This window comes from Rubricoccus marinus, assembly GCF_002257665.1.
In the GTDB taxonomy this organism is placed as follows: domain Bacteria; phylum Bacteroidota; class Rhodothermia; order Rhodothermales; family Rubricoccaceae; genus Rubricoccus; species Rubricoccus marinus.
The window spans coordinates 1335581-1354366 of the sequence record NZ_MQWB01000001.1; the positions used below are offsets into that span (position 1 = coordinate 1335581).

The 18786-nt window shown below is 68.5% G+C and carries 17 protein-coding genes; 8 read left to right on the plus strand and 9 right to left on the minus strand.

Going from position 1 to position 18786, the window contains the following annotated elements; translation table 11 throughout:
• Window positions 1-25: 25 nt before the first annotated feature.
• From BSZ36_RS05465 to BSZ36_RS05480, 4 genes are all read left to right on the plus strand, one after another.
• Entirely contained in the window at window positions 26-1156 is a 1131-nt protein-coding gene (locus tag BSZ36_RS05465) for an endonuclease/exonuclease/phosphatase family protein (RefSeq protein WP_094546782.1), read from the plus strand.
• Between the two features lie 156 nt (window positions 1157-1312).
• Complete coding sequence (locus BSZ36_RS05470; protein WP_094546784.1) at window positions 1313-2332, plus strand: isocitrate/isopropylmalate dehydrogenase family protein; 1020 nt, start codon at window positions 1313-1315, stop codon at window positions 2330-2332.
• The gene (locus BSZ36_RS05475; protein ID WP_094546786.1) at window positions 2329-2739 is read left to right on the plus strand and encodes a DUF4293 family protein; all 411 of its coding nucleotides are present in this window, start codon (window positions 2329-2331) and stop codon (window positions 2737-2739) included. The genes BSZ36_RS05470 and BSZ36_RS05475 overlap by 4 nt, the downstream gene beginning before the upstream one ends.
• On the plus strand, window positions 2739-3710 hold the full coding sequence (locus BSZ36_RS05480; RefSeq protein WP_094546788.1) for a DMT family transporter: 972 nt from the start codon (window positions 2739-2741) through the stop codon (window positions 3708-3710). Before BSZ36_RS05475 ends, BSZ36_RS05480 begins: the two co-directional genes overlap by 1 nt.
• Here BSZ36_RS05480 and BSZ36_RS05485 read toward each other — a convergent pair.
• A complete protein-coding gene (locus tag BSZ36_RS05485; RefSeq protein ID WP_218827567.1) occupies window positions 3707-4741 on the minus strand; it encodes a glycosyltransferase family 2 protein in 1035 nt (344 codons plus the stop codon). The genes BSZ36_RS05480 and BSZ36_RS05485 overlap by 4 nt on opposite strands.
• A 291-nt stretch (window positions 4742-5032) precedes the next feature.
• On the opposite strand from BSZ36_RS05485, the gene BSZ36_RS05490 reads away from it, so the two are divergent.
• Window positions 5033-6988: a RecQ family ATP-dependent DNA helicase gene (locus tag BSZ36_RS05490; protein WP_094546792.1), complete on the plus strand. Its 1956-nt coding sequence runs from the start codon at window positions 5033-5035 to the stop codon at window positions 6986-6988.
• Here BSZ36_RS05490 and BSZ36_RS05495 read toward each other — a convergent pair.
• The 5 genes from BSZ36_RS05495 to uvrC form a co-directional block, all read right to left on the minus strand.
• On the minus strand, window positions 6963-7745 hold the full coding sequence (locus tag BSZ36_RS05495; RefSeq protein WP_094546794.1) for an NRDE family protein: 783 nt from the start codon (window positions 7743-7745) through the stop codon (window positions 6963-6965). The two genes, BSZ36_RS05490 and BSZ36_RS05495, sit on opposite strands and share 26 nt — an antisense overlap.
• A 159-nt stretch (window positions 7746-7904) precedes the next feature.
• Window positions 7905-8447 (minus strand): spore maturation protein, encoded by a 543-nt coding sequence (locus BSZ36_RS05500; RefSeq protein WP_094546797.1) that lies wholly within the window; start codon window positions 8445-8447, stop codon window positions 7905-7907.
• Window positions 8447-9535 (minus strand): nucleoside recognition domain-containing protein, encoded by a 1089-nt coding sequence (locus BSZ36_RS05505; protein WP_094546799.1) that lies wholly within the window; start codon window positions 9533-9535, stop codon window positions 8447-8449. Before BSZ36_RS05505 ends, BSZ36_RS05500 begins: the two co-directional genes overlap by 1 nt.
• 252 nt (window positions 9536-9787) lie before the next feature.
• Window positions 9788-9925 carry a hypothetical protein gene (locus BSZ36_RS19270; RefSeq protein WP_179271034.1) on the minus strand — a complete coding sequence of 46 codons (138 nt, stop codon included), beginning with the start codon at window positions 9923-9925 and terminating at the stop codon, window positions 9788-9790.
• Window positions 9926-10259: 334 nt separating this feature from the next.
• The gene (gene uvrC, locus BSZ36_RS05510) at window positions 10260-12143 is read right to left on the minus strand and encodes an excinuclease ABC subunit UvrC (protein ID WP_094546801.1); all 1884 of its coding nucleotides are present in this window, start codon (window positions 12141-12143) and stop codon (window positions 10260-10262) included.
• A 288-nt stretch (window positions 12144-12431) separates the two neighbouring features.
• On the opposite strand from uvrC, the gene BSZ36_RS05515 reads away from it, so the two are divergent.
• Window positions 12432-13103, plus strand: coding sequence for a hypothetical protein (locus BSZ36_RS05515; protein ID WP_094546803.1), 672 nt, complete (start codon window positions 12432-12434; stop codon window positions 13101-13103).
• 54 nt (window positions 13104-13157) lie between these two features.
• Here BSZ36_RS05515 and BSZ36_RS05520 read toward each other — a convergent pair whose 3' ends face one another.
• The 3 genes from BSZ36_RS05520 to mce are packed head-to-tail and all read right to left on the minus strand — an operon-like array spanning window position 13158 to window position 15429.
• Complete coding sequence (locus tag BSZ36_RS05520) at window positions 13158-13778, minus strand: GNAT family N-acetyltransferase (RefSeq protein WP_094546805.1); 621 nt, start codon at window positions 13776-13778, stop codon at window positions 13158-13160.
• Window positions 13775-14293 carry a hypothetical protein gene (locus BSZ36_RS05525; RefSeq protein WP_094546807.1) on the minus strand — a complete coding sequence of 173 codons (519 nt, stop codon included), beginning with the start codon at window positions 14291-14293 and terminating at the stop codon, window positions 13775-13777. Before BSZ36_RS05525 ends, BSZ36_RS05520 begins: the two co-directional genes overlap by 4 nt.
• Window positions 14290-15429, minus strand: a complete 1140-nt coding sequence (gene mce / locus BSZ36_RS05530; protein ID WP_094546809.1) for a methylmalonyl-CoA epimerase — start codon at window positions 15427-15429, stop codon at window positions 14290-14292. Before mce ends, BSZ36_RS05525 begins: the two co-directional genes overlap by 4 nt.
• 50 nt (window positions 15430-15479) lie before the next feature.
• Here mce and BSZ36_RS05535 point away from each other — a divergent pair, with 50 nt between their 5' ends.
• Both BSZ36_RS05535 and BSZ36_RS05540 read left to right on the plus strand, forming a co-directional pair.
• Window positions 15480-16466: a cation diffusion facilitator family transporter gene (locus BSZ36_RS05535; RefSeq protein WP_218827568.1), complete on the plus strand. Its 987-nt coding sequence runs from the start codon at window positions 15480-15482 to the stop codon at window positions 16464-16466.
• A gap of 69 nt (window positions 16467-16535) precedes the next feature.
• The gene (locus BSZ36_RS05540) at window positions 16536-17912 is read left to right on the plus strand and encodes an FAD-dependent oxidoreductase (RefSeq protein ID WP_094546811.1); all 1377 of its coding nucleotides are present in this window, start codon (window positions 16536-16538) and stop codon (window positions 17910-17912) included.
• The last annotated feature ends 874 nt before the right edge of the window (window positions 17913-18786 follow it).

Consider the following 18786-nt stretch of genomic DNA (forward strand, 5'->3'; position numbering starts at 1 on the left):
TCCGAAGGTGCCCCTCTCTGCTCGTATGGTCTCCGCTCTCAAAGTCTTCCTCCTCATTTTAGCAGCCGTGTGGGTGATCGCGACGGCGCTGCCGTTTATCCGCGCCCCGTACTGGTGGGTGCGGATGTTCGACTTCCCCCGTGCCCAGATCACCGTCGGCGCGCTGGTTACGCTGGGGCTGTTCGGGCTCGTCAATATTGGCATGGCGGAGCCGAAGCGGTGGGAGTGGGTCACGTTTGCCTTGCTGGGCATTGCGGTGGCGTACCAGGTCTACCGGATGTTGCCGTACACGAAGGTGTGGAGCGAGCAGGTGGTGCGCGCCGCGCCAGACGCCGACCCGGACCGCCGCATCCGGCTCGTGATCTCGAACGTGCTGATGGAAAACCGCGACGGCGAGCGCTGGCTTGAGGTCATCCGCGATGCGGACCCCGACGTGATGGCGGCGGTGGAGACCGACGAGTGGTGGGCCGAGACCGCCAGAGGCCTTGAAGAGACGCTGCCGTACGCTATCGAGGTGCCGCAAGACGACACCTACGGCATGCTCGTCCGCAGCCGCCTTCCCATCGTCAACCATGAGGTCCGGCACTTCGTGGAGGAGACCGTCCCCAGCATTGAGGCGACGCTGGAGCTGGCCTCTGGCGAGCACATCAAGCTCCTCATCCTGCACCCGCGCCCGCCGCGGCCGGACATCCAGCAGGACTCGCGCCTGCGCGACGCCGAACTCGTCATGGCCGGGCGCGAGGTCGCCACCTTCGACGTGCCTACGCTCGTCGCGGGGGACCTCAACGATGTGGCGTGGAGCCGGAGCACGACGCTGTTCCAGAAGCTTTCCGGCCTGCTCGATCCGCGGATCGGCCGCGGGCTGTTCTCCACGTTCCACGCGGACCACTGGTGGCTCCGCTACCCGCTGGACCACGTGTTCCACTCCGACGACCTCGCGCTCGTCGAGATCCAGCGGCTGGGCAACGTCGGGAGCGATCACTTCCCCATGATGATCGAGCTCGCGATCGACCCATCTGTCCGTCCACTTCAGGAGGCACCGGACAAGAACCGCGAGGACGTGGACCAGGCGGACGAAGCCGTCGAGGAGGCCGCCGAACAACTCGTCGAGGAGTCGCCCTCGGAGCGGAGGGAGCGCCAAATCGAGGACCAGTAACGCCTCTGGCGCCAGAGGTGACGCGCGCCCCAGCGGCGCGCCGCTGGCTTCCGGATGCCGCGCCAGAGGCCGGGGACTTCGGGCGGATTCCATCTGCGGCGCGGCCTCTGGCGAAACGGCCTCGGTAGCTTGCGGCACACTCCTTTCGCACGCAACATGGCTACCCCCGCAACTCTCATCTACGGCGACGGCATCGGTCCCGAAGTCGTCAAGGCTACCGTCCACGTCCTCGAAGCCACCGGCGTCGAGTTCGAGTGGGACGAGCAGCAGGCGGGGCTGGGCGCGTACGAGGCGACGGGCAACCCGCTTCCGGACGCGACCGTCGAGAGCATCGAGCGGACCAAGCTCGCGCTTAAGGGACCCCTCACGACGCCCGTCGGCAGCGGCTTCCGCAGCATCAACGTGGCGCTGCGCAAGCGCTTCGACTGCTACGCCAACATTCGGCCGTGCGTCACGCTGCCCAACACCAAGGGGCCGTTCGAGGGCATCGACCTGATGCTCTACCGCGAGAACACCGAGGGCCTCTACACCGGCATCGAGTACCGCGACGACCGCAACGACATCGCGGACGCCGTTGCGCGCTACTCCCGCAAGGGCTGTGAGCGCATCGTGCGCTACGCCTTCGAGGACGCCATCAAGCGCGGTCGCAAGCGGCTCACGCTCGTGCACAAGGCCAACATCCTCAAGGAGACCGGCGGCATGTTCCTTCGCATCGGCAAGGAGATCGCCGAGGAGTACCCGCAGATCCAGTTCGACGACCGGATCGTGGACAACATGGCGATGCAGCTCGTCATCCGGCCGCAGGAGTACGATTCCATCGTGACCTCCAACCTGTTCGGGGACATCCTATCGGACCTGATGAGCGGGCTCGTCGGCGGGCTCGGTGTGACGGGATCGGCAAACATCGGCGAGGAGCACGCGCTGTTCGAGGCCGTGCACGGCTCGGCGCCTGACATCGCGGGCCAGGGCATCGCTAACCCGACGGCCATCATCCGCTCCGGCGAGATGATGCTCCGCTACCTCGGCGAGAACGCCGCCGCGGACGCCGTCGCGACGGCGCTGCACGATGTGTACGCGGAGAACACCCACCTCACGAGCGACCTGGGCGGGACCGCCTCCACGTCCGAGTTCGCCGACCACCTCGCGGCCCGCGTGGCCCAGATCGTGAACGCATGATCCAGCGCATCCAAACGCTTTACCTCCTCGTCGCGGGCACGCTGCTCGTGCTCTTCGCCGTCTTCGCCGACGCGTGGGCGGCGCCGATCGCGGCCAACATGGCGTGGTTGGGAACGGCCGGGCTCGTGCTGGCGGCCATCGCCGCGGCCATCGCGTTTATCGCGGCGGTGCTGTACAAGGACCGCAAGCGCCAGCGGCGCATTATCCAGGCGGCGCAGGTCGTGGACCTCCTCGTGGTGGCGGTCGCCGTTGGAGGCCTCTTCCTCCGCGAAGGCGACGCGCCTCTGGCGACCGGCGGCATCCTGCTCGCGCTCGCGCCGGTCCTGGCGTACGTGATCCTGCGTCTCGCGCAGCGCGGCGTGGACAAGGACATCGCGCTCGTGCGCTCGATGGACCGCCTCCGCTAATGGGCAGGCCTCTGGCGGACGCTCCGGCGCAGCCCGGTGCGGCGCCAGAGGCGCAGGCAAGCGCCACGGCCTCTGGCGTTCCGCTCCGCGTCTGGGCCGTGCTCTCGGTCGGACTGGCGACGCTGGGCGCCTCGGCGATTCTGATTCGCCTCGCGGGCGTCGATAGCGGGCTGGACTTCCGGGTCCTCGTCTTTTGGCGCCTCACGTTTACGGTCGCGTTGCTGCTCCCGGTTGGCCTCGGTCGAGACGCGCGGGCAGATTACGCGCGCGTGACCGGGCGCGATGTGGCGCTGGTGGGGGCGGCAGGCGTCCTGCTGGGCATCCACTTTCTGGGTTGGTTCGCGTCGCTGGCGCACACGAGCGTGGCGAGCGCGACGGTCCTGGTGACGATGAGCCCGCTGTTTATCGCCATCCTGGGAACGCTGTTTTTCCGCGAGAGGCCCGGCGTCCGCGCCTGGCTCGCCATTCTGATGGGCGTCGCGGGGGCGGTCCTGATCGGTCTCGCGGACGCCAGAGGCGGCGTCTTTCCGCGCGCATTGCTGGGCAACAGCCTCGCGCTGGGCGCGGCTTTCGCCATCTCGCTCTACCTCCTCGTAGGGCGGAGCGTGCGCCAGAGGCTCGGGTTCGCGGCGTACTTCTTCCCGCTGAACGTCGTCGTGCTGGGACTGGTCACGCTCGTGGCGCTGGCCTCTGGCGTGAGCCTCGCAGTCGGGTGGCCGACGTTGGGACTGTGCCTGGTGATGGCGCTCGGGCCGGGATTGCTGGGCCACGGTGCGTTCGCGTACTCCGTCAAGTACATCCCGGCGGCGACGCTCGGGCTGCTGTCGCTGCTCGAACCCCTCGTCTCCGCTGTCCTCGCGGTGTTCCTGTTCAAGGAGTTCCCGCTCCCGCTGGCGATCGTGGGCATGGTAGTCGTGCTGGTGTCCATCGCCGCGATCCTGTGGCCGGGGCCCGCACGCGCTCGCGGCTAGCCTCTAGCGCCAGAGGCGGGATCGCGGAACGCGTCGGCCGCGAGGTCGGCAAAGCGATCCTTCCCCCGAGCGAAGTGATCGAGCACGACGGACCGTTGGTAGAGCGGCGGCTGTGGTTCACCTGCGGGGGGCGAGGTGATCGTCGCGATGCGTGCTCGGGCGTCGCGCCAGCCCTCGCGGATGGCGCGGGCAGTCGCGAGGTCGCCAGAGGCGAGGGCGCGAGCCGCGGCGGCGGCGTCGAAGGCTCGGCGGGCGCGGAGAACGCGACGGGCCTCTGGCGCGGGCAGGTTCTTGGCCAGCATGACGAGCCCGTTGCGGTAGTTGAAATACGTCTTGCGCGCGTTTCCGCGTGGCAACGACGCACCGCCCAGGTGGTACACCTCAGCCTCGGGCGCTACGCGCACGCGCCAGCCCATCCGCCAGAGGCGCCAGCAGAGGTCGATCTCCTCCATGTGCATGCCGAACGAGGCGTCAAACCCGCCGGCGTCGAGGAACGCCTCGCGTCGGACGGCGAGGGCGGCGCCCGTCGCCCAGGTCACATCGCGGGCATCGTCGTACTGACCGGCGTCGGGCTCCAGCGCGTCGAAAATACGGCCGCGCGTAAAGGGGAAGCCGAAGCGGTCCAGGAATCCGCCCGACGCGCCGGCGTACTCAAACGTCGCGCGGTCCAGTTGCAGCAACTTGGGCTGGACCGCCGCCACGCCCGGCTCGGCGAGGGCTGCCGCCAGAGGCCGCAGCCAGTCCAGCGGCACCTCCACGTCGTTGTTGAGGAACACCAGGATCTCGCCTCTGGCGTGGGCCACGGCCTCGTTGTTGCCGCCGGCAAACAGCAGGTTGCCCGCGTGGCGCACGACGACCACTTTGGGGTGGTGCTCCGCCAGCCACTCTGCCGTGCCGTCGCCAGAAGCGTTGTCCGCGACGACGATCTCGAGCGCGGGGTAGTCCGTCGCGAGGACCGAGGGGAGAAAGCGCTGTAGCAACTCCAGCCCGTTCCAAGTGACGATGACGACGGAGACGAGCGGGGCAGACACGGGCAGCGGTGGGGCGAGCGGGAAGCTACCGAGATGCTGCGCCCTGCCTGGCCTCGGCCGCGATGTGCGGGCCGTATAAAAAGACAGCCGGCGCAGCTCTCATTGGCCCCACCACGAGCCCAGAACTACGCCGGCTGCCACCACAACCGGTTTCCTTTCGGTCACCAGCCTTACCAGAGGCACACGCTAGACACGGCCTCGCGATCCCTCTAACATAGTTAGTTCCAACTTATCTGACCTGCTCATTCGGGACGCCGCGGCGGCCTCTGGCGCCTCGTTCTAGCTTCCGGCGTGATCCCCGACGCTCCCGCCGCCTCCCTCGATGTTCTCCGCCAGAGGTGGGGCTACAGCGCATTCCGGCCGGGCCAAGCCGAGGCCATCGGCGCGGTCTGCGAGGGCCGTGACGTGCTCGCCGTTCTGCCGACGGGCGGCGGCAAAAGCCTGGTCTACCAAGTGCCCGCGCTGGTTCGTCCGGGCGTGGCGCTCGTGGTCTCACCGCTGATCGCGCTCATGCGCGATCAGGTGGACGCCCTCCACGCCAGAGGCGTCCGCGCCGCGATGGCGCACGGCGGCCTCTCGCGCCGCGACCAGGAGCAGCTGTGGACCGACGCGGAGTTCGGACGCTACCAGCTGATCTACCTCACGCCGGAACGCCTTCAGACCGACCTGTTCCAGTCCCGCGCGCCGCGCCTGCCGGTCTCGCTCCTGGCAATCGACGAGGCGCACTGCATCTCGGAGTGGGGCCACGACTTCCGGCCGGCGTATCGCCGCATCGCGAGCGCCAGAGGCCTGCTCACAACGGCCTCCGGCGAGAGGTCGCCCGTCGTTGCGGTGACGGCGACGGCGACTCCAGAGGTCCGGCGCGACATCGTGGCGCAACTGGAGTTGCAGGACCCCGAACTCGTCGTGCGCGGGTTCGACCGGCCCAATCTGGTGTGGAGCGTCCTCCACGCCGAGAACAAGGCCCAGACGGTTTTGGACGTGTTCGAGGGCGTGCCGGGGCCGGGGCTGATCTACGCCGGCACGCGCAAGGCGACGGAGCAGTGGGCGCGCCGCCTCGCTGCCGCTGGCATGAGCGCCGAGGCGTACCACGCCGGTCTGGCGCCAGAGGCGCGTACAAACGTGCAGCGGCGCTGGATCGCAGGTGAAACACGCGTCATCGCGGCGACGAGCGCGTTCGGCATGGGCATCGACAAGGCGGACGTGCGGGCCGTTGTGCACACGGCGCTCCCGCCAACGGTGGAGGCGTACTACCAGGAAGCCGGCCGCGCCGGGCGCGACGGCGAGCGGGCGTACTGCGCGCTCGTGATCGGCCCGCGCGATGAGGCGCTCCCACGTGCGATGGCGGCGAACAGCCACCCAAGCCCGGCGCAGGTACAGGCCGTGTACGAGGCCGCCGGGTCGCTCGCAGGCCTCGCCATCGGTTCCGAGCCCGACGGGCCAACGCGCGTCGATCCCTCGCGCCTCGCGACGCTCGCGAGCGTGCCCGAGCCTCTGGCGCGTGCGGCGCTCCAGCACCTCGCCGAGCAAGGCGCGTGGAGCATCCGCGATGCCCGGCCCGACCGCGTTCGCGTTCGCGTCCACCAGACCGCGCCCGCGCTCCTGGCCTACGCCGAGATGCAGAAGCCGCCTCTGGCGCGCTTCATCACCGCGCTTCTCCGCACGCTCCCGCCAGAAGCCTTCGGCGACGGCGCCGACGTGCGCCTGGAAAAGCTGACCCGGGCGACCGAACTCTCGGAGCCGCGCGTACTGGCGGGCCTGGACTTTCTGCAGCAGCGCGAGATCGTCTCCACGACGCGCGGCGCGGGCGTGGACCTCGTCTGGGCCGCCTCTCGCGCCACGTCGGCTCCCATCGACGCGGCGGCGCTCGCCAGAGGCCAGCGCCGGGCCTCGCGCGGGCTGGATCACGTCGTGCGGTACGCACAGAGCGTGGGCTGCCGGCGTCAGCACCTTCTCGCCTACTTCGGCGAGTCCGCGCCCTCGCGCTGCGGTCGGTGCGATGTGTGCCTCGGCCGCCACCGGCCCGCAGCGGTCACGCCAGAGGACGAGTCGGACTTGATCACGATTCTGGGCGCTGTTGAGCGCGACGAACCGCGTGCCTCCTGGCTCCCCGACACCTCGCCGCGCCGCCGCAACGCGCTCGCGGACTGGCTTCTCGCCGAGGGCCTGCTGGATCTGGCCGAGCCTCTGGCGGACGTCTACGCGCTCACGCCCAAAGGTCTCAAAGCGCTCCGCCGCCGATCGTAAACGCGCGCTCGCGGACGCCAGAGGCCTCTGGCGCCGTCGTGCGTTCTACGAAGTGGCCGGCGCCGTCGCGGTCCAAGAGCAGGACGGTGCTGGCGCGCGTGCCGTAGTCCGGCGAGGCGATGTAGATGGGGGAGAGGATGCGCTCCCACTCCAGCCCGACGCCGGTCTCGGGAAGGTCTGCGTCGGGCGCCGGCTCGGCGTCCTCAAGCAGCGCGAACAGCGCGTCGGGGGTGAGGTCGGCGCTGTGGAGCAGGCGCTCCAACTGTGCCTTCCCGCGGGTCACCTTGGGCCACGGCGTGTTCAGCGTTGCGTTGGAGAGGCCGTGGACGCCGGGCGGCACGCGCTCGGGCGCGGCGGTGTGCGTGGACGCGTACCAGACCTCGGCGCCCGCACCGGTGAGCAGGTTGAACGGGTTGAACGCCTCCCGCTGCCGAAAGGCCTCGCGTGCAAAGGCCTCTGGCGAGGCGCCCTCGCGGAGAAACGCGGCGGGGAGGTCCCCGCGCGAGCGCCGGTTCTCGCCGTGGGAGGGCAGATCGCGCACGTTCGTGAGCGCGGCCCACCGCGCGTCCTCGGTAACGCCGAGCCACGTGCCGCCCGCCTCCAAATCTCGACCGCCGATGATTCCTCTATGGCTTCCGCCCGCATCCCGCCAGAGGCCTGCCGGGGCGGTCTTACGGGCGTAGTGCTCGTCGCGGTTGGCCGCGAGGACGACGCGCCACCGCGGGTGCCGGTCAATCGCGAGAAAGAGGACGCACATAGGAGAAAAGGGAAGGGGGCACATCCTCTGGCGCCAGAGGCGAGCCCATCCCGTAGGGGCGAGGCTTGCCTCGCCCCCCGTTCGAGTGCCGGGTACAGGACGCCCCAACGGGTACAGAGGTGCAGGTCAGGCCTCTGGCGCCAGAGGCCGCGTCTCCGATCAGCCGAACAGCCAGAGGCAGATCCAGACCGCGAAGAGCATCGCCGCGGCGTCCGCGATCAGGCCCGCCGGAAGCGCGTGGCGCGTCTTCTTGATGCCGACGGCGCCGAAGTACACCGCGATCACGTAGAACGTCGTCTCCGTGGAGCCGAACATCGTGGCGACGATGCGGGTCAGGATGTTGTCCACGCCGTACTGCGTCGCGAAGTCCGCCACGATGGCGGCGGACCCCGAGCCCGTCAACGGGCGCACGATCGCCATCGGGAGCACCTCGGCGGGCACGCCGATCACGGCCAGGACGGGTGTGAGTGCTGTCACCAGGAAGTCCAGCGCGCCAGAGGCCCGGAACATCCCGATCGCGAAGAGGATCGCGACGAGGTAGGGGATGATGGTCACGGCGAGGGCGAAGCCCTCCTTCGCGCCGTCCACGAAGCTCTCGTAGACCGGCACGCGCTTGAACAGCCCGTACAGCGGGATCCCGACGATGAGTGCCGGGAGCACGAACACGGACAGGACGCTGATAATCTCTCGGAAGGTGTCCATCACGCGTCGGGGCTAGAGGTGGCGCCAGAGGCGGAGGCGCCAGCGGCCTCTGGCGAGAGCGCGGGCGTGAATGTCGCGAGGTTCTCCGGGCGGCGCGGGTCGCTTTCGCGGTAGCGGCGGAGCTTGGAGAGCCCCTTCGCAGTCAGGATCGCGACCGTGAGCGAGGCGGCCGTCGTGAAGACGATGGCGAAGTAGACCTCGTTAATCTCGAGTCCGATCAGCGCGATGAGCAGGACCGGTGGCACGAGCTGGACCGAGGCCGTGTTCATCGCGAGCAGCATCGCCATCTCGTCGGTCGCGGTATCGCGCTCGGGGTTGAGCGTCTGCAACTCCTCCATCGCCTTGATGCCGAACGGCGTGGCCGCGTTGCCCAGCCCGAAGATGTTGGCCGCGAGGTTGAGCGCGATCATGCCCATCGCGGGGTGTCCGTCCGGAATACCGGGAAAGAGCGGCTTCAGGAGGGGCCGCACGAGCTTGACGAGCGCGTAAACGATGCCCGCCTGCTCGGCGATCTTCATCAGCCCGAGGAACAGCGCGAGGACGCCGATCAGTCCGAGCGCGATCTCGACCGCGACCTCGGCGAACTCCAGCGCCGCCGCCGAGATGGCACGCATCTTGGCAAAGCGCACGGGCGCGAAGGTGATCGTCGTGTTCAGCACCTCCACCCCGGCGGCTCCCAGCGAATCAGCCTCTGGCGCCGTGAGCTCCCCGCCCCCGAGCTCGCCCTGGAGCACCTGGTCGCGCGGGTTCGTCTCGTCGCGGATCGTCGCGAGAAGACCGGGCAGGTCGGCGTCGGCGGCGAAGCGGAGCTCGCGGCCTCCGGCCTCGGTCTGAAGCAGCGTGCCGGTGTAGGTCTCCTGGACCGCCAGAGGCGCATCGAGGCCGTAGAATGAGCCCAGCGCGGTCGAGTCCAGCCGGATCGTCGCAGGCTGACGCGGAGCGCCGGAGTCGTAGCCGCCGGGGAATTCCACCGCCAGTGGCACCGCCTGGCCGTTGCGGTACGTGTCCCGCGTGAGGTCGCCCACGTCGGAGACGGTGGCGAAGAGCAGGCTGAGAACGATCAGACCTGCCCAGATGTAGTTGAGCATGGGCGCGCCGGCGTGCGGCAGAGGGGCGCCCGAAGGTCGCAGCCGGTGCAGCGGAAGGCAACCGGGGAGATCCGGCCTCTGGCGCGTATGTCGTGCTCGCCGTGTCCGCGCGAAGGGCTGACCGCGATGACGCCAGAGGCGCCTTCAAGACCGCAGCCCGGCCACCATACGGCGACCGGGCTGCAGGCCGGGGTGAAGCGGCCGTGCCTCTAGCGAGGCGGCAAGGGGGGAGGCGCTATCGGGCCTCTGGCGTCAGTCCGCGACGAGGACGATGGCGTCGGCGGTGTCCGGCTGCGCGCTCTGCGCCTGCTGCTCGGGCTCGCCGCTGGCGTTCAGGATAAGCGCGAGGGCGGCGATGGTAAGAAGGGTGGCGGAGACGAGGCGGGCCATCGGGAGCGGTGTAGCGTGCGGAGGCCTCTTGCGGAGGCCGTTCCAGAAGAGTCTAGGTACCGCCCACTCCGTTAACGTGTCACGAAGACGAGACGTCAGAGGCCGTTGTTAACGCGATGCTTACAGCCGGAAGCGCTTTCGGTCCCGTCCAGGTTTCAAGCTCCATATATCACGCATGCGTTGCGTACGACGCCGCCGCTGGTGCTGAGTGCGTCCACGACGCACAGCGATCCCGCAGACGAACCCCGGCGGTCTCCTAGCGTCGGGCATCGAACTCTGAGATCCCGTTGCTGATGTCTCCTGCGAGGCCAACAGCCCGAGCCAGGATGCGGGCTCAGTCCGATCCTGCCGTCTCGCCAGAGGCTTCGGCGGCGTCCGCCTCTGGCGCGTCGTAGAACGCGCGGATCTTGCGCGCCGCTGCCGGCCCGGTAACGGCCGCGATCTCCGCCTCTGGCGCCTCGCGGACCGCCTTCGCGCTGCCGAGGACGGTGAGGAGCTTTTGGGTCGTCTTGGCGCCGACGCCGGGGATGTCCAGAAGCTCGCTGCGGAGGTCCTTGATGCGGCGCTGCTTGCGCTGGGCCGTGACGGCGAAGCGGTGCGCCTCGTCACGGCACCGCTGGATCAGGCGGAGGCTGGACGACGTGCGCGGGATCATCGTGGAGACGCTATCGCCGGGGAAGAAGACCTCTTCCAGGCGCTTCGCGAGCCCCACGACGGGGAACTTGCCGTAGACGTCCACGCGCTGGAGGCTGGCGACCGCGCTGGATAGCTGTCCCTTGCCACCGTCGATGATGACGAGGTCCGGCCACGGGCCGTTCTCCTCCAACAGGCGCGCGTAGCGGCGTTCCACCACCTCGCGCATGGACTGGAAGTCGTCGGGCTTGCCGTCTGGGACGGTTCGGATCTTGTAGGTGCGGTAGTCGCTCTTGCGCGGCTTGCCGTCCTGGAAGACCACGCAAGAGGCGACGGTCCCGGTCCCGCCGAGGTGCGAGATATCGAACGTCTCGATGCGTCGCGGCGGCTTTTTGAGCCGGAGGTCGCGCTGGAGGCTGAGCACGCTTTTCGGGATATAGTCCTCGTCGCGCTTCTCCTTCTGGCGCAGCCACTCACCCAGGAGCAGCTCCGCGTTGGCCTCCACCATGCGCAAGAGGCTGGCTTTCTCGCCGCGCTGAGGGGTGTGAACCGGCACCTTCTTGCCGCGGCCCTCCGCCAAGAGCTGCGTGACGGCCTCTGGCGCGTCCATCGCGACCGAGAGGTACACCTCGTCCGGGAAAAACGTGGCCTGCGCGTAGTGCGCCTCCACGAGCCGCTGCATCAGCTCCTCGTCCGGCACGTCGTCAACGGGGCGGAGGATCTTGTGCTGGCGGCCAAGGATCTTGCCCTCGCGGACCTTGAAGAGCACGCCCACGCCGACGTTTTCCTCGCGGTTGACGCAGACGGCGAACAGATCGCGGTCGATCTCCTGATCGCTCACGATTTTCTGCTTTTTGCTGTACTTCGTGAGCGCCGCCACACGGTCGCGGTAGGTGGCGGCTTCTTCGAACTCCTTCTCGCTCGCGAGGCGCATCATCTCATCCTTGAGCAGCGCCACCAACTCGTCGGTCTTGCCGTTGAGCAGGTGCTTGATCTGCTCGATGGAGGACGCGTAGTGCTCGGGCGTCTCGTAGCCCACGCACGGGCCGGCGCACTTCTGAATGTGGTAGTCCAGGCAGACGGAGTACTTGCCGGCCTCAATCGCCTTCGGGTTGAGCGGAAGCGAGCAGGAGCGGAGCTTGAAGAGGTCCTTGATCGTGGCCAACACGTGCCGCATCGCCTTGGCGTCCGTGTACGGGCCGAAGTAGAGCGAGCCGTCCTTGCGCACGTTGCGCGTGGGGAACACGCGGGGGAAGCGCTCCTTCTTGATGCAGATGTACGGGTACGTCTTGTCGTCCTTGAGCAGGACGTTGTAGCGCGGCTGGAGCTCTTTGATGAGGTTGTTCTCCAGGATCAGCGCCTCGGCCTCGGTATCGGTCACGATGACTTCCACGTCCACGATCTTCTGCACGAGCGCCGTGATGCGGGCCTCTCGCGGCCGGCCGGTCTGGAAGTACGAACGGACGCGGTTGCGAAGGTTCTTGGCCTTGCCGACGTACAGCACGGTCCCCTCGGCGTCTTTGTGCTGGTAGACGCCGGAGGTCGTCGGGAGGTGCTTGATCTTGTCGGCGAGCGCGTCGTTCATGTGGGGGCAGCGCGGGGGGAGGTGGCCTCTGGCGGTGGCGCCAGAGGCGGGTGTACGCCGACCGGCCAACCTCGTGCCCGGCGGTGACGGGGATGTGTCAGGCGCATGTTCCTGTCCTGGTACGCGTTCATCGTGGGGATGAAATGCGTACAGAACATCACGATGTAAACGCTGGGGATGCACGTACGTTTATGCGCCTCTAGCGCTAGAGGCGCATACGAGACCGACCGAGTGGGCCGTATGGGAACACATGCTGGGAACGCTCCTGGCCACAAACCCTCTCTAGATATGCGTCTCTCTTTTGCTGTTGCCATCCCGCTTTTGCTCGCGTCGGTGGCGAGCGCTCAAAGCCCTCTGGCCGACACCACCCGCTACTACGTTAGCCCTGTGTTTGGCTACGGGTACTCCAGCAGCGGTGGCTCTGCCGTGATCGGTGGGCTTGAAGCTGGCGTTCGCCTCTCCGATCACGTCGACGTAGGGTTCCGCGCGTTCGGCGGCGACAATGGGTTCAACGGCACCTCGCCCGTTCTGGCGCTCGGGCCCCGCGTCGGGCTCTCGGCACCCGTCGGACCGTTTGAAGGGTATCTGGGGACGAGCGTGACGGGCGTCTTCGCCGATGGCATCGCAGACGATTCGTTTGGGCTCCAGTCGGTCGGTCTGAACTCCGAGGCGACGCTTGGCTACTCCGTCAGCCTCGGGCGGACGTTTTCCATCACGCCGACCGTCGGCGCGTACGGCTCCGTCTGCTCGGCGCGCGAGCCGAGCCCGAACCCCAACGCGCAGTGCGCCGAGGTAGGCGCCCTCGTGGGAGTGGATCTCAACTTCAAGGCCTTTGGCACCGACGTTTCGATTCCTCTCATGATCCCGATCCGCCTCGGCGGCAACATGGGCGATGCCGGGACGGGCGTGTTCGGCCTCCAGTCCGTCCCCGCTACGGCGGGCATCCGCGTCCGCTTCTAGCACGCAGCTTGCATGCCTCTGGCGGTCTCTTCCAGACCGACCTCGCCTCTGGCGTCACGCGCCGCCAGAGGCGGGATCTCGCCAGAGGCCCCAATGCGTCGGCCCACAATCGGGAAGCGGGATCTCGTGTGTGACGCGGAAGCCGTGGCGCTCGTAAAACGCGACGTTGGTCTCGGTCCCGGTTTCCAAGTAGCACGCGACGCCCTCACGGTCGGCGCGGTCCGTGCCCTCGCGGAGCAGGGCCGAGCCGACGCCCTGGCCCTGCGCCTCTGGCGCGACGGCGAGGAGGCCGAGGTAGTAAAACCACATGTTCTCTGGAAAGGCGGCGTCGAAGGCATCGTAAGCACGGAGGACGCGCGCGAGGTCCTGGAGACCTGCCGCGCGGCGGAGGGCGGGGAGACACGCGCGCTCCGCCCTATCCAGCGCCCCCATGGCCTCTGGCGGAAGCCACAGCGCGATGCCGCTCATCTCGCCAGAGGCTCCGTCGATGGCAGCGACCGGGCGCCCGTGTGGGAGGTAGATGCGCCGGATGTACGCGGCGTGCTCGGTCGCGAAGCGCCTCTGGCGCGAGGCTTCGTCGGGGTAAAGGTAGGCGAAGAGCGGATCGCTGGAAAACGCGCGCGCGGCGAGGCGCGCGGCGCCAGAGGCCTCGGCGCGGCGGAGGGGGCGGATCATGGCGTAGCGGCGCCCGGCACGTCGGTCATGCCGAGAAGGTGGTAGGTCACGCCATCGCCCTCGCGGCGTACCTCGACGCTTGCGACAACGCGTTGGAAGGCGCGGAGCGTTTCGTAGGACGCGGGAGGCATCTCGAACCACGCGAGGGTCTGTGCGGCGTACGGCTCTATCCACGCTCGTAGCACGATGCGGTCCGGCCAGCACGGCTCACACTGTAGGCCAGGCTCGCACGGCGGGCACAACTCGTAGCCCGCGACATCCGCGACCACGTTGGCGCGCAACGTATCGCCAGAGGCCACGACCGCACCGAGCCTCTGGCGGGGGAGGGGCAGCGTATCCGGGAGCACCAGTCGCGGTGTGTCCTGAGGCACCTCACCGATCCATTCCGGGTGGACCGTTCCGTCGGTGAGGAGTGGCGTGAAATAGGAAGGTGCGGTGGCCGGCCAGGCCTTTGAGGGAGCGGGCGGGGAGGCGCACCCTGCGAGCACGGTCAGGGTCAGGAGAAACCCTTTCATTGTGAGAGGAGGTGAGCCGCGACTGTCCGTGCGAACGCGTCCGCGTCCAGCGTGGAGAGGGCGTGCTCGGCGCCCGGGATCACCCACAGGTGTGCGTCCCCAAGCGCGCGCGCGAGGTGCAGAGCGTGCTCTACCTCGAACAAACCGTCGCGGTCGCCGATGCTGACGAGCGCCGGGGCCGTGATCGCCCCGAGCGCGTCGTCGTCGATCCAGTCATGGGGGAGCCCTTCGGAAAACGCGACCATCCGCTCGACGGCGTCGCGCCAGAGGCCGCCGTGCGAGGCCGCCATGTGCGCCTCGACGCCTGCAGGCATGTCGGTCAGGCCCGCGGTCATGCGCGCCACCTCGCGCTCGGTCCACTGCGTGTTCGTCGCGTGCAGCGCGAGCCGCGAGACCGGCCTCTGGCGCGCGACCTCCAGCGCCACGCCCGCACCCAGCGAGTAGCCAAACAGCCGCACGTCTTCTAGCTTGAGGTAGTCCAGCGCGGCGATCACGCCAGAGGCGAACCGCGCCCACGTCATCGGCTCGGGGTCCAGGCTCGCGCCGTGTCCGGGCAGGTCCAGGGCGATCACGCGGAAGTGCTCGGCCCAGACGGGCGCGAAGCGGCCGAGTTGATCCGCCGTCCCCATCGCGCCGTGCAGCGCGACGAGTGGCGGGGCCTCTGGCGAGCCCACCGTCCAGCCGTGCATCTCGCGGTCTTCCCATGGAATCGCCAGAGGCCTCGGCACGTCGGGCGTGGAGGCGCAGAGCTCGACGAGTACGCCGGCGGTGTCCTTAGGGTGCAGGAACACGATGCGCTTGCCGTCGGCCCCGGGCTGCGGCGTGTCGCTCAGGAGGCGGATGCCGAGACCGCTCACGCGTGCCATCTCGACCTCCAGATCGTCCACCTCGAACGCGATGTGGTGGAGCCCCGGGCCTCTGGCGCTGAGGAACTTCGCGATGGGCGAGCCCTCGGCGACGGATTCCAGGAGTTCGAGCTTGGGAGCGGCGCCCGCTTCGCCTCCGTCGCCGAAGAAGATCGTCCGGACGCCCTGCGTGCCGACGACTTCCGTCTTGTACGGCGCGGCGCCGAGGAGACGTTCAAAAAGGGCGGAGGCGGCGCTATCGGCGGCGATGCCGAGGTGGTCGAGAGTCATGGAGGGGCAGGGGGTGAGAAACCCGAGGCGGCGGGGCGGGTGGAAGCGGCATGCTACTTCACGCCGGCCACGCCCACGACCCTGAGACGCCTCTGGCGGAGCACGAGACCTCGCCAGAGGCCGAGCGCGCGCAAGTGTGGGCCATGCGGGCGTCGCTGGCTGTCGCGGTCGTGATGCTCGTCGGGAAGATCTGGGCGTACGTGCTCACGGGCTCCACGGCGATCCTCTCGGACGCGCTCGAATCCGTGATCCACCTCGCGGCGACGGCCGTGGCGGGCTTTAGCTTGTGGTACGCGCGGCAGCCTGCCGACCGGAAGCATCCGTACGGGCACGGCAAGATCGCGTACTTCTCATCGGGCGCCGAGGGCGCGCTCATCATGGTGGCTGGCCTCGCGATCGCGTGGGAAGCCGTGGGGGCGCTTATCGCTGGGCCGGAGCTCTCGAACCTGGGCGCGGGGCTCCTCATCACGGGCGTGCTGGGCGCGATCAACCTCGTGCTCGGCCTCTACCTCATTCGCACGGGCAAGCGCACCAACGCGCTGGTCCTGGTCGCCAACGGGCACCACGTGCTGACCGATATGTGGACGAGCCTGGGCGTGCTCGTTGGCGTCGCGCTCGTGCTCGTGACGGATATCGAATGGCTGGACCCATTGGTCGCGTTGGCGATGGGGCTCAACATTTTGTGGACCTCGGCTCGGCTTATGCGCGAGTCCGCCAGAGGCCTGATGGACACCGCCGACGAGGCCGAGACTGCGCGCGTGCTGGACCTCCTCGCAGCCTCTGGCGAGATCGACGGGTATCACCACGTCCGCCACCGCCGCGTCAACGACCGCGTGTTCTTGGAGCAGCACCTGCTCTTCGACGACGACCTCTCGCTGGAGGAGGCGCACCGGCGCGCGTCCACCGTGGAGGCGCGGCAGCGGGCGCTGTTCCCCGAGAGCCGCGTGCAGATCACGAGCCACTTGGAGCCCGCCAGCCACGAGCACGCGGACGGCGTGCCGCACGACGCCGTCGTGGACGGCCTCGCGCAGGACTAGCCTCTGGCGCCAGCGGCGGCTCCTCGGCGGCGGCGTCGGTAGCTTCCCGACCCTCCACTACGTACACATATGCGCATCGCAGTTATCGGCGGACTCGCGGCCGGACCCGCCGCCGCCGCCGAAGCCAAGCGCGAGGCGCCAGAGGCCGAGGTCGTGCTCTATGAGGCCTCGCCGCACGTCTCCGTGGGCGCGTGCGAGATGCCGTACTTCGTGGCGGACCGGCTGGACGGCAAGCCAGACCTGATCGTGCTGACGCCAGAGGAGCTGGCACGCTCGCGCGGGATCGACGTATTCGTCCGCCATCGCGTGACCCACCTGGACGCCCGCGCCGGGCGCCTAACTGTGGAGGCGACGGCATACAACGCGACGCGCGAGGAGCGCTTCGACCGGTTCATCCTCGCGACGGGCGCCCGCGCCAGGTCGCTCGGCGTGCCCGGCGAGTCCGCCTCTGGCGTGTTCACGCTCCGCTCGCTTCTCGACGCCAGAGGCCTGAAGCGCTGGCTGGAGACCGAGCCGGTTCGCCACGTGGTCGTCGTGGGCGGTGGCTACGTGGGGCTCGAAGTCGCGGAGGCGATGCGCGACCGCGGCCTGCGCGCGACGATCCTGGACCCGAAGGGCCGCGTTCTCGCGAAGTCCCTCGCGCCAGAGGTGGCCGGGCAGCTCGACCGCGCCGTGCACGCTTCTGGCGTGGCAGTTCGCGCGGAAAAGCCGACCGAGATCCTGACCGGCAACGACGGCCGCGTGGAAGCGGTGCGGACCGACCGGGGCGAGATCATCGGCTGCCAGGCCGTCGTTGTGGCCGTCGGCGTGGAGCCGCGGACCGAACTGGCCGAGGCCGCTGGCGTCACGTTGGGCAAGACCGGCGCGATTGCGGTGGACGAGCACATGCGGACCAACCTTCGCAACGTGTGGGCCTGCGGCGATGTGGTAGAGGTGCCGCGCATCATCGACGGAGCCAAAATCCACTGGCCGCTGGCGCCAACCGGACGCCGGACCGCGCGCGTGGCAGCGCGTAACGCCGTGAGCGCTCGCACCCGCACGTCGGGCGGAGACGTGTTTCGCGGCGTAACGCCCTCGGTCGCGGTCAAGGCGTTCGGCATCGAAGCCGCAGCGGCCGGGTTCAGCGAGGAGCAGGCGCAAGAGGCCGGGTTCGAGCCGCTGGCGGTGCAGATCCGCCACACGACGCGTACGAAGGTCTTCCCCGGCAGCAAGCCCATCGACGTGCGGCTGATCGTGGACCGCGCGAGAGGCCGCATCCTGGGAGGGCAGATCGTCGCGGCGGAGTACGCGGCGCAGCGCGCGAACGTGCTCGTGGCGCTGATCCGCTATGGGGCTACGGCGCGCGATCTCGCGGAGGACGTGGACCTGATTTACAACCCGCCTCTGGCGCCGGCGGTAGACCCGCTCAAGATCGCGGCGAGCGCGGCGTTGGGGAAACTGGCATAGGTCGCCAGAGGCCTCTGGCGCCAGAGGTAGGACTGTGTACTATATGCGGGGTGCAGCCGGAATAGTCTGGCTAAATACCTGCCAGCACTTGTCTAGCCGCTCTGTTCGATGGTCCGTCTCTTCTTCTTGGCCTCGCTGATCGCTAGCCCGGCGTTCGCTTGTGATGTCCCCTACCTGCCTGCTATTGAGCTGTCGGAGTCCGTATCTGTCTTCGAAGGCCGGGTAGTAGCGATCGCGGCGGACTCGTCGCTTCGCTCTGGTGAGTACCACCCATATCGCGACGGACCCGTTGACAAGAGGCCTCCCGCCGGGGTGCTCATCATAACGCCCACGTCCGTCACGCACGCGACGCCCTCCTCGGAGCGATTCGCTGTTACGCGTTCTCTACTAGGTAGCCAATGCCAACGAGCTTTCATGTCGTTGGGGGATTTCTCGGAGCGCTACGGAGTTGGCGACACCCTGTTGGTCGTTGCGGAGCCGGGCCTAGGCAGAAGCATTGACGGCGCTGCTTCCCTGAACTCAGAGTTTGACGGTGTTCTCAGTCCGATTCGGCTCCTGCGCGATGTTGGAGTACAAGCCTCGGAGTGGGAAGCGCCCGACCTCGGCAGGGCCGGCGAGGCAGATCCAAGGTCCGCTATAGCGGTGCTCCTAGAAATCCAAGCTGGAATCAGGCGCTTGCGCCACGCTCGTACTGACAGCGGGAATGGTCAGCCAACAATAGAAGAGATCGATCTCGTCCACACTCATATCTCGCTATTCCGGCGGATGGAGTACGAACTCGCCCGTGACCTCACTTCGCTTAGGACGGTGGATACGACTACGGGAAAGCAGCGTTTGCTCGCGAAGGTCCGAGCCTACTGGGGATGGTGGGAAT

Excerpts from the sequence above, each read along its gene's own strand:
- BSZ36_RS05535 (WP_218827568.1), top strand. The coding sequence starts at position 15,480 with ATGCTACTTCACGCCGGCCACGCCCACGACCCTGAGACGCCTCTGGCG.
- BSZ36_RS05540 (WP_094546811.1), top strand. The coding sequence starts at position 16,536 with ATGCGCATCGCAGTTATCGGCGGACTCGCGGCCGGACCCGCCGCCGCC.
- BSZ36_RS05515 (WP_094546803.1), top strand. The coding sequence starts at position 12,432 with ATGCGTCTCTCTTTTGCTGTTGCCATCCCGCTTTTGCTCGCGTCGGTG.
- BSZ36_RS05495 (WP_094546794.1), bottom strand. The coding sequence starts at position 7,745 with ATGTGCGTCCTCTTTCTCGCGATTGACCGGCACCCGCGGTGGCGCGTC.
- BSZ36_RS05465 (WP_094546782.1), top strand. The coding sequence starts at position 26 with ATGGTCTCCGCTCTCAAAGTCTTCCTCCTCATTTTAGCAGCCGTGTGG.
- BSZ36_RS19270 (WP_179271034.1), bottom strand. The coding sequence starts at position 9,925 with ATGGCCCGCCTCGTCTCCGCCACCCTTCTTACCATCGCCGCCCTCGCG.
- uvrC (WP_094546801.1), bottom strand. The coding sequence starts at position 12,143 with ATGAACGACGCGCTCGCCGACAAGATCAAGCACCTCCCGACGACCTCC.
- BSZ36_RS05505 (WP_094546799.1), bottom strand. The coding sequence starts at position 9,535 with ATGCTCAACTACATCTGGGCAGGTCTGATCGTTCTCAGCCTGCTCTTC.
- BSZ36_RS05475 (WP_094546786.1), top strand. The coding sequence starts at position 2,329 with ATGATCCAGCGCATCCAAACGCTTTACCTCCTCGTCGCGGGCACGCTG.
- BSZ36_RS05470 (WP_094546784.1), top strand. The coding sequence starts at position 1,313 with ATGGCTACCCCCGCAACTCTCATCTACGGCGACGGCATCGGTCCCGAA.
- BSZ36_RS05500 (WP_094546797.1), bottom strand. The coding sequence starts at position 8,447 with ATGGACACCTTCCGAGAGATTATCAGCGTCCTGTCCGTGTTCGTGCTC.
- mce (WP_094546809.1), bottom strand. The coding sequence starts at position 15,429 with ATGACTCTCGACCACCTCGGCATCGCCGCCGATAGCGCCGCCTCCGCC.
- BSZ36_RS05480 (WP_094546788.1), top strand. The coding sequence starts at position 2,739 with ATGGGCAGGCCTCTGGCGGACGCTCCGGCGCAGCCCGGTGCGGCGCCA.
- BSZ36_RS05525 (WP_094546807.1), bottom strand. The coding sequence starts at position 14,293 with ATGAAAGGGTTTCTCCTGACCCTGACCGTGCTCGCAGGGTGCGCCTCC.
- BSZ36_RS05520 (WP_094546805.1), bottom strand. The coding sequence starts at position 13,778 with ATGATCCGCCCCCTCCGCCGCGCCGAGGCCTCTGGCGCCGCGCGCCTC.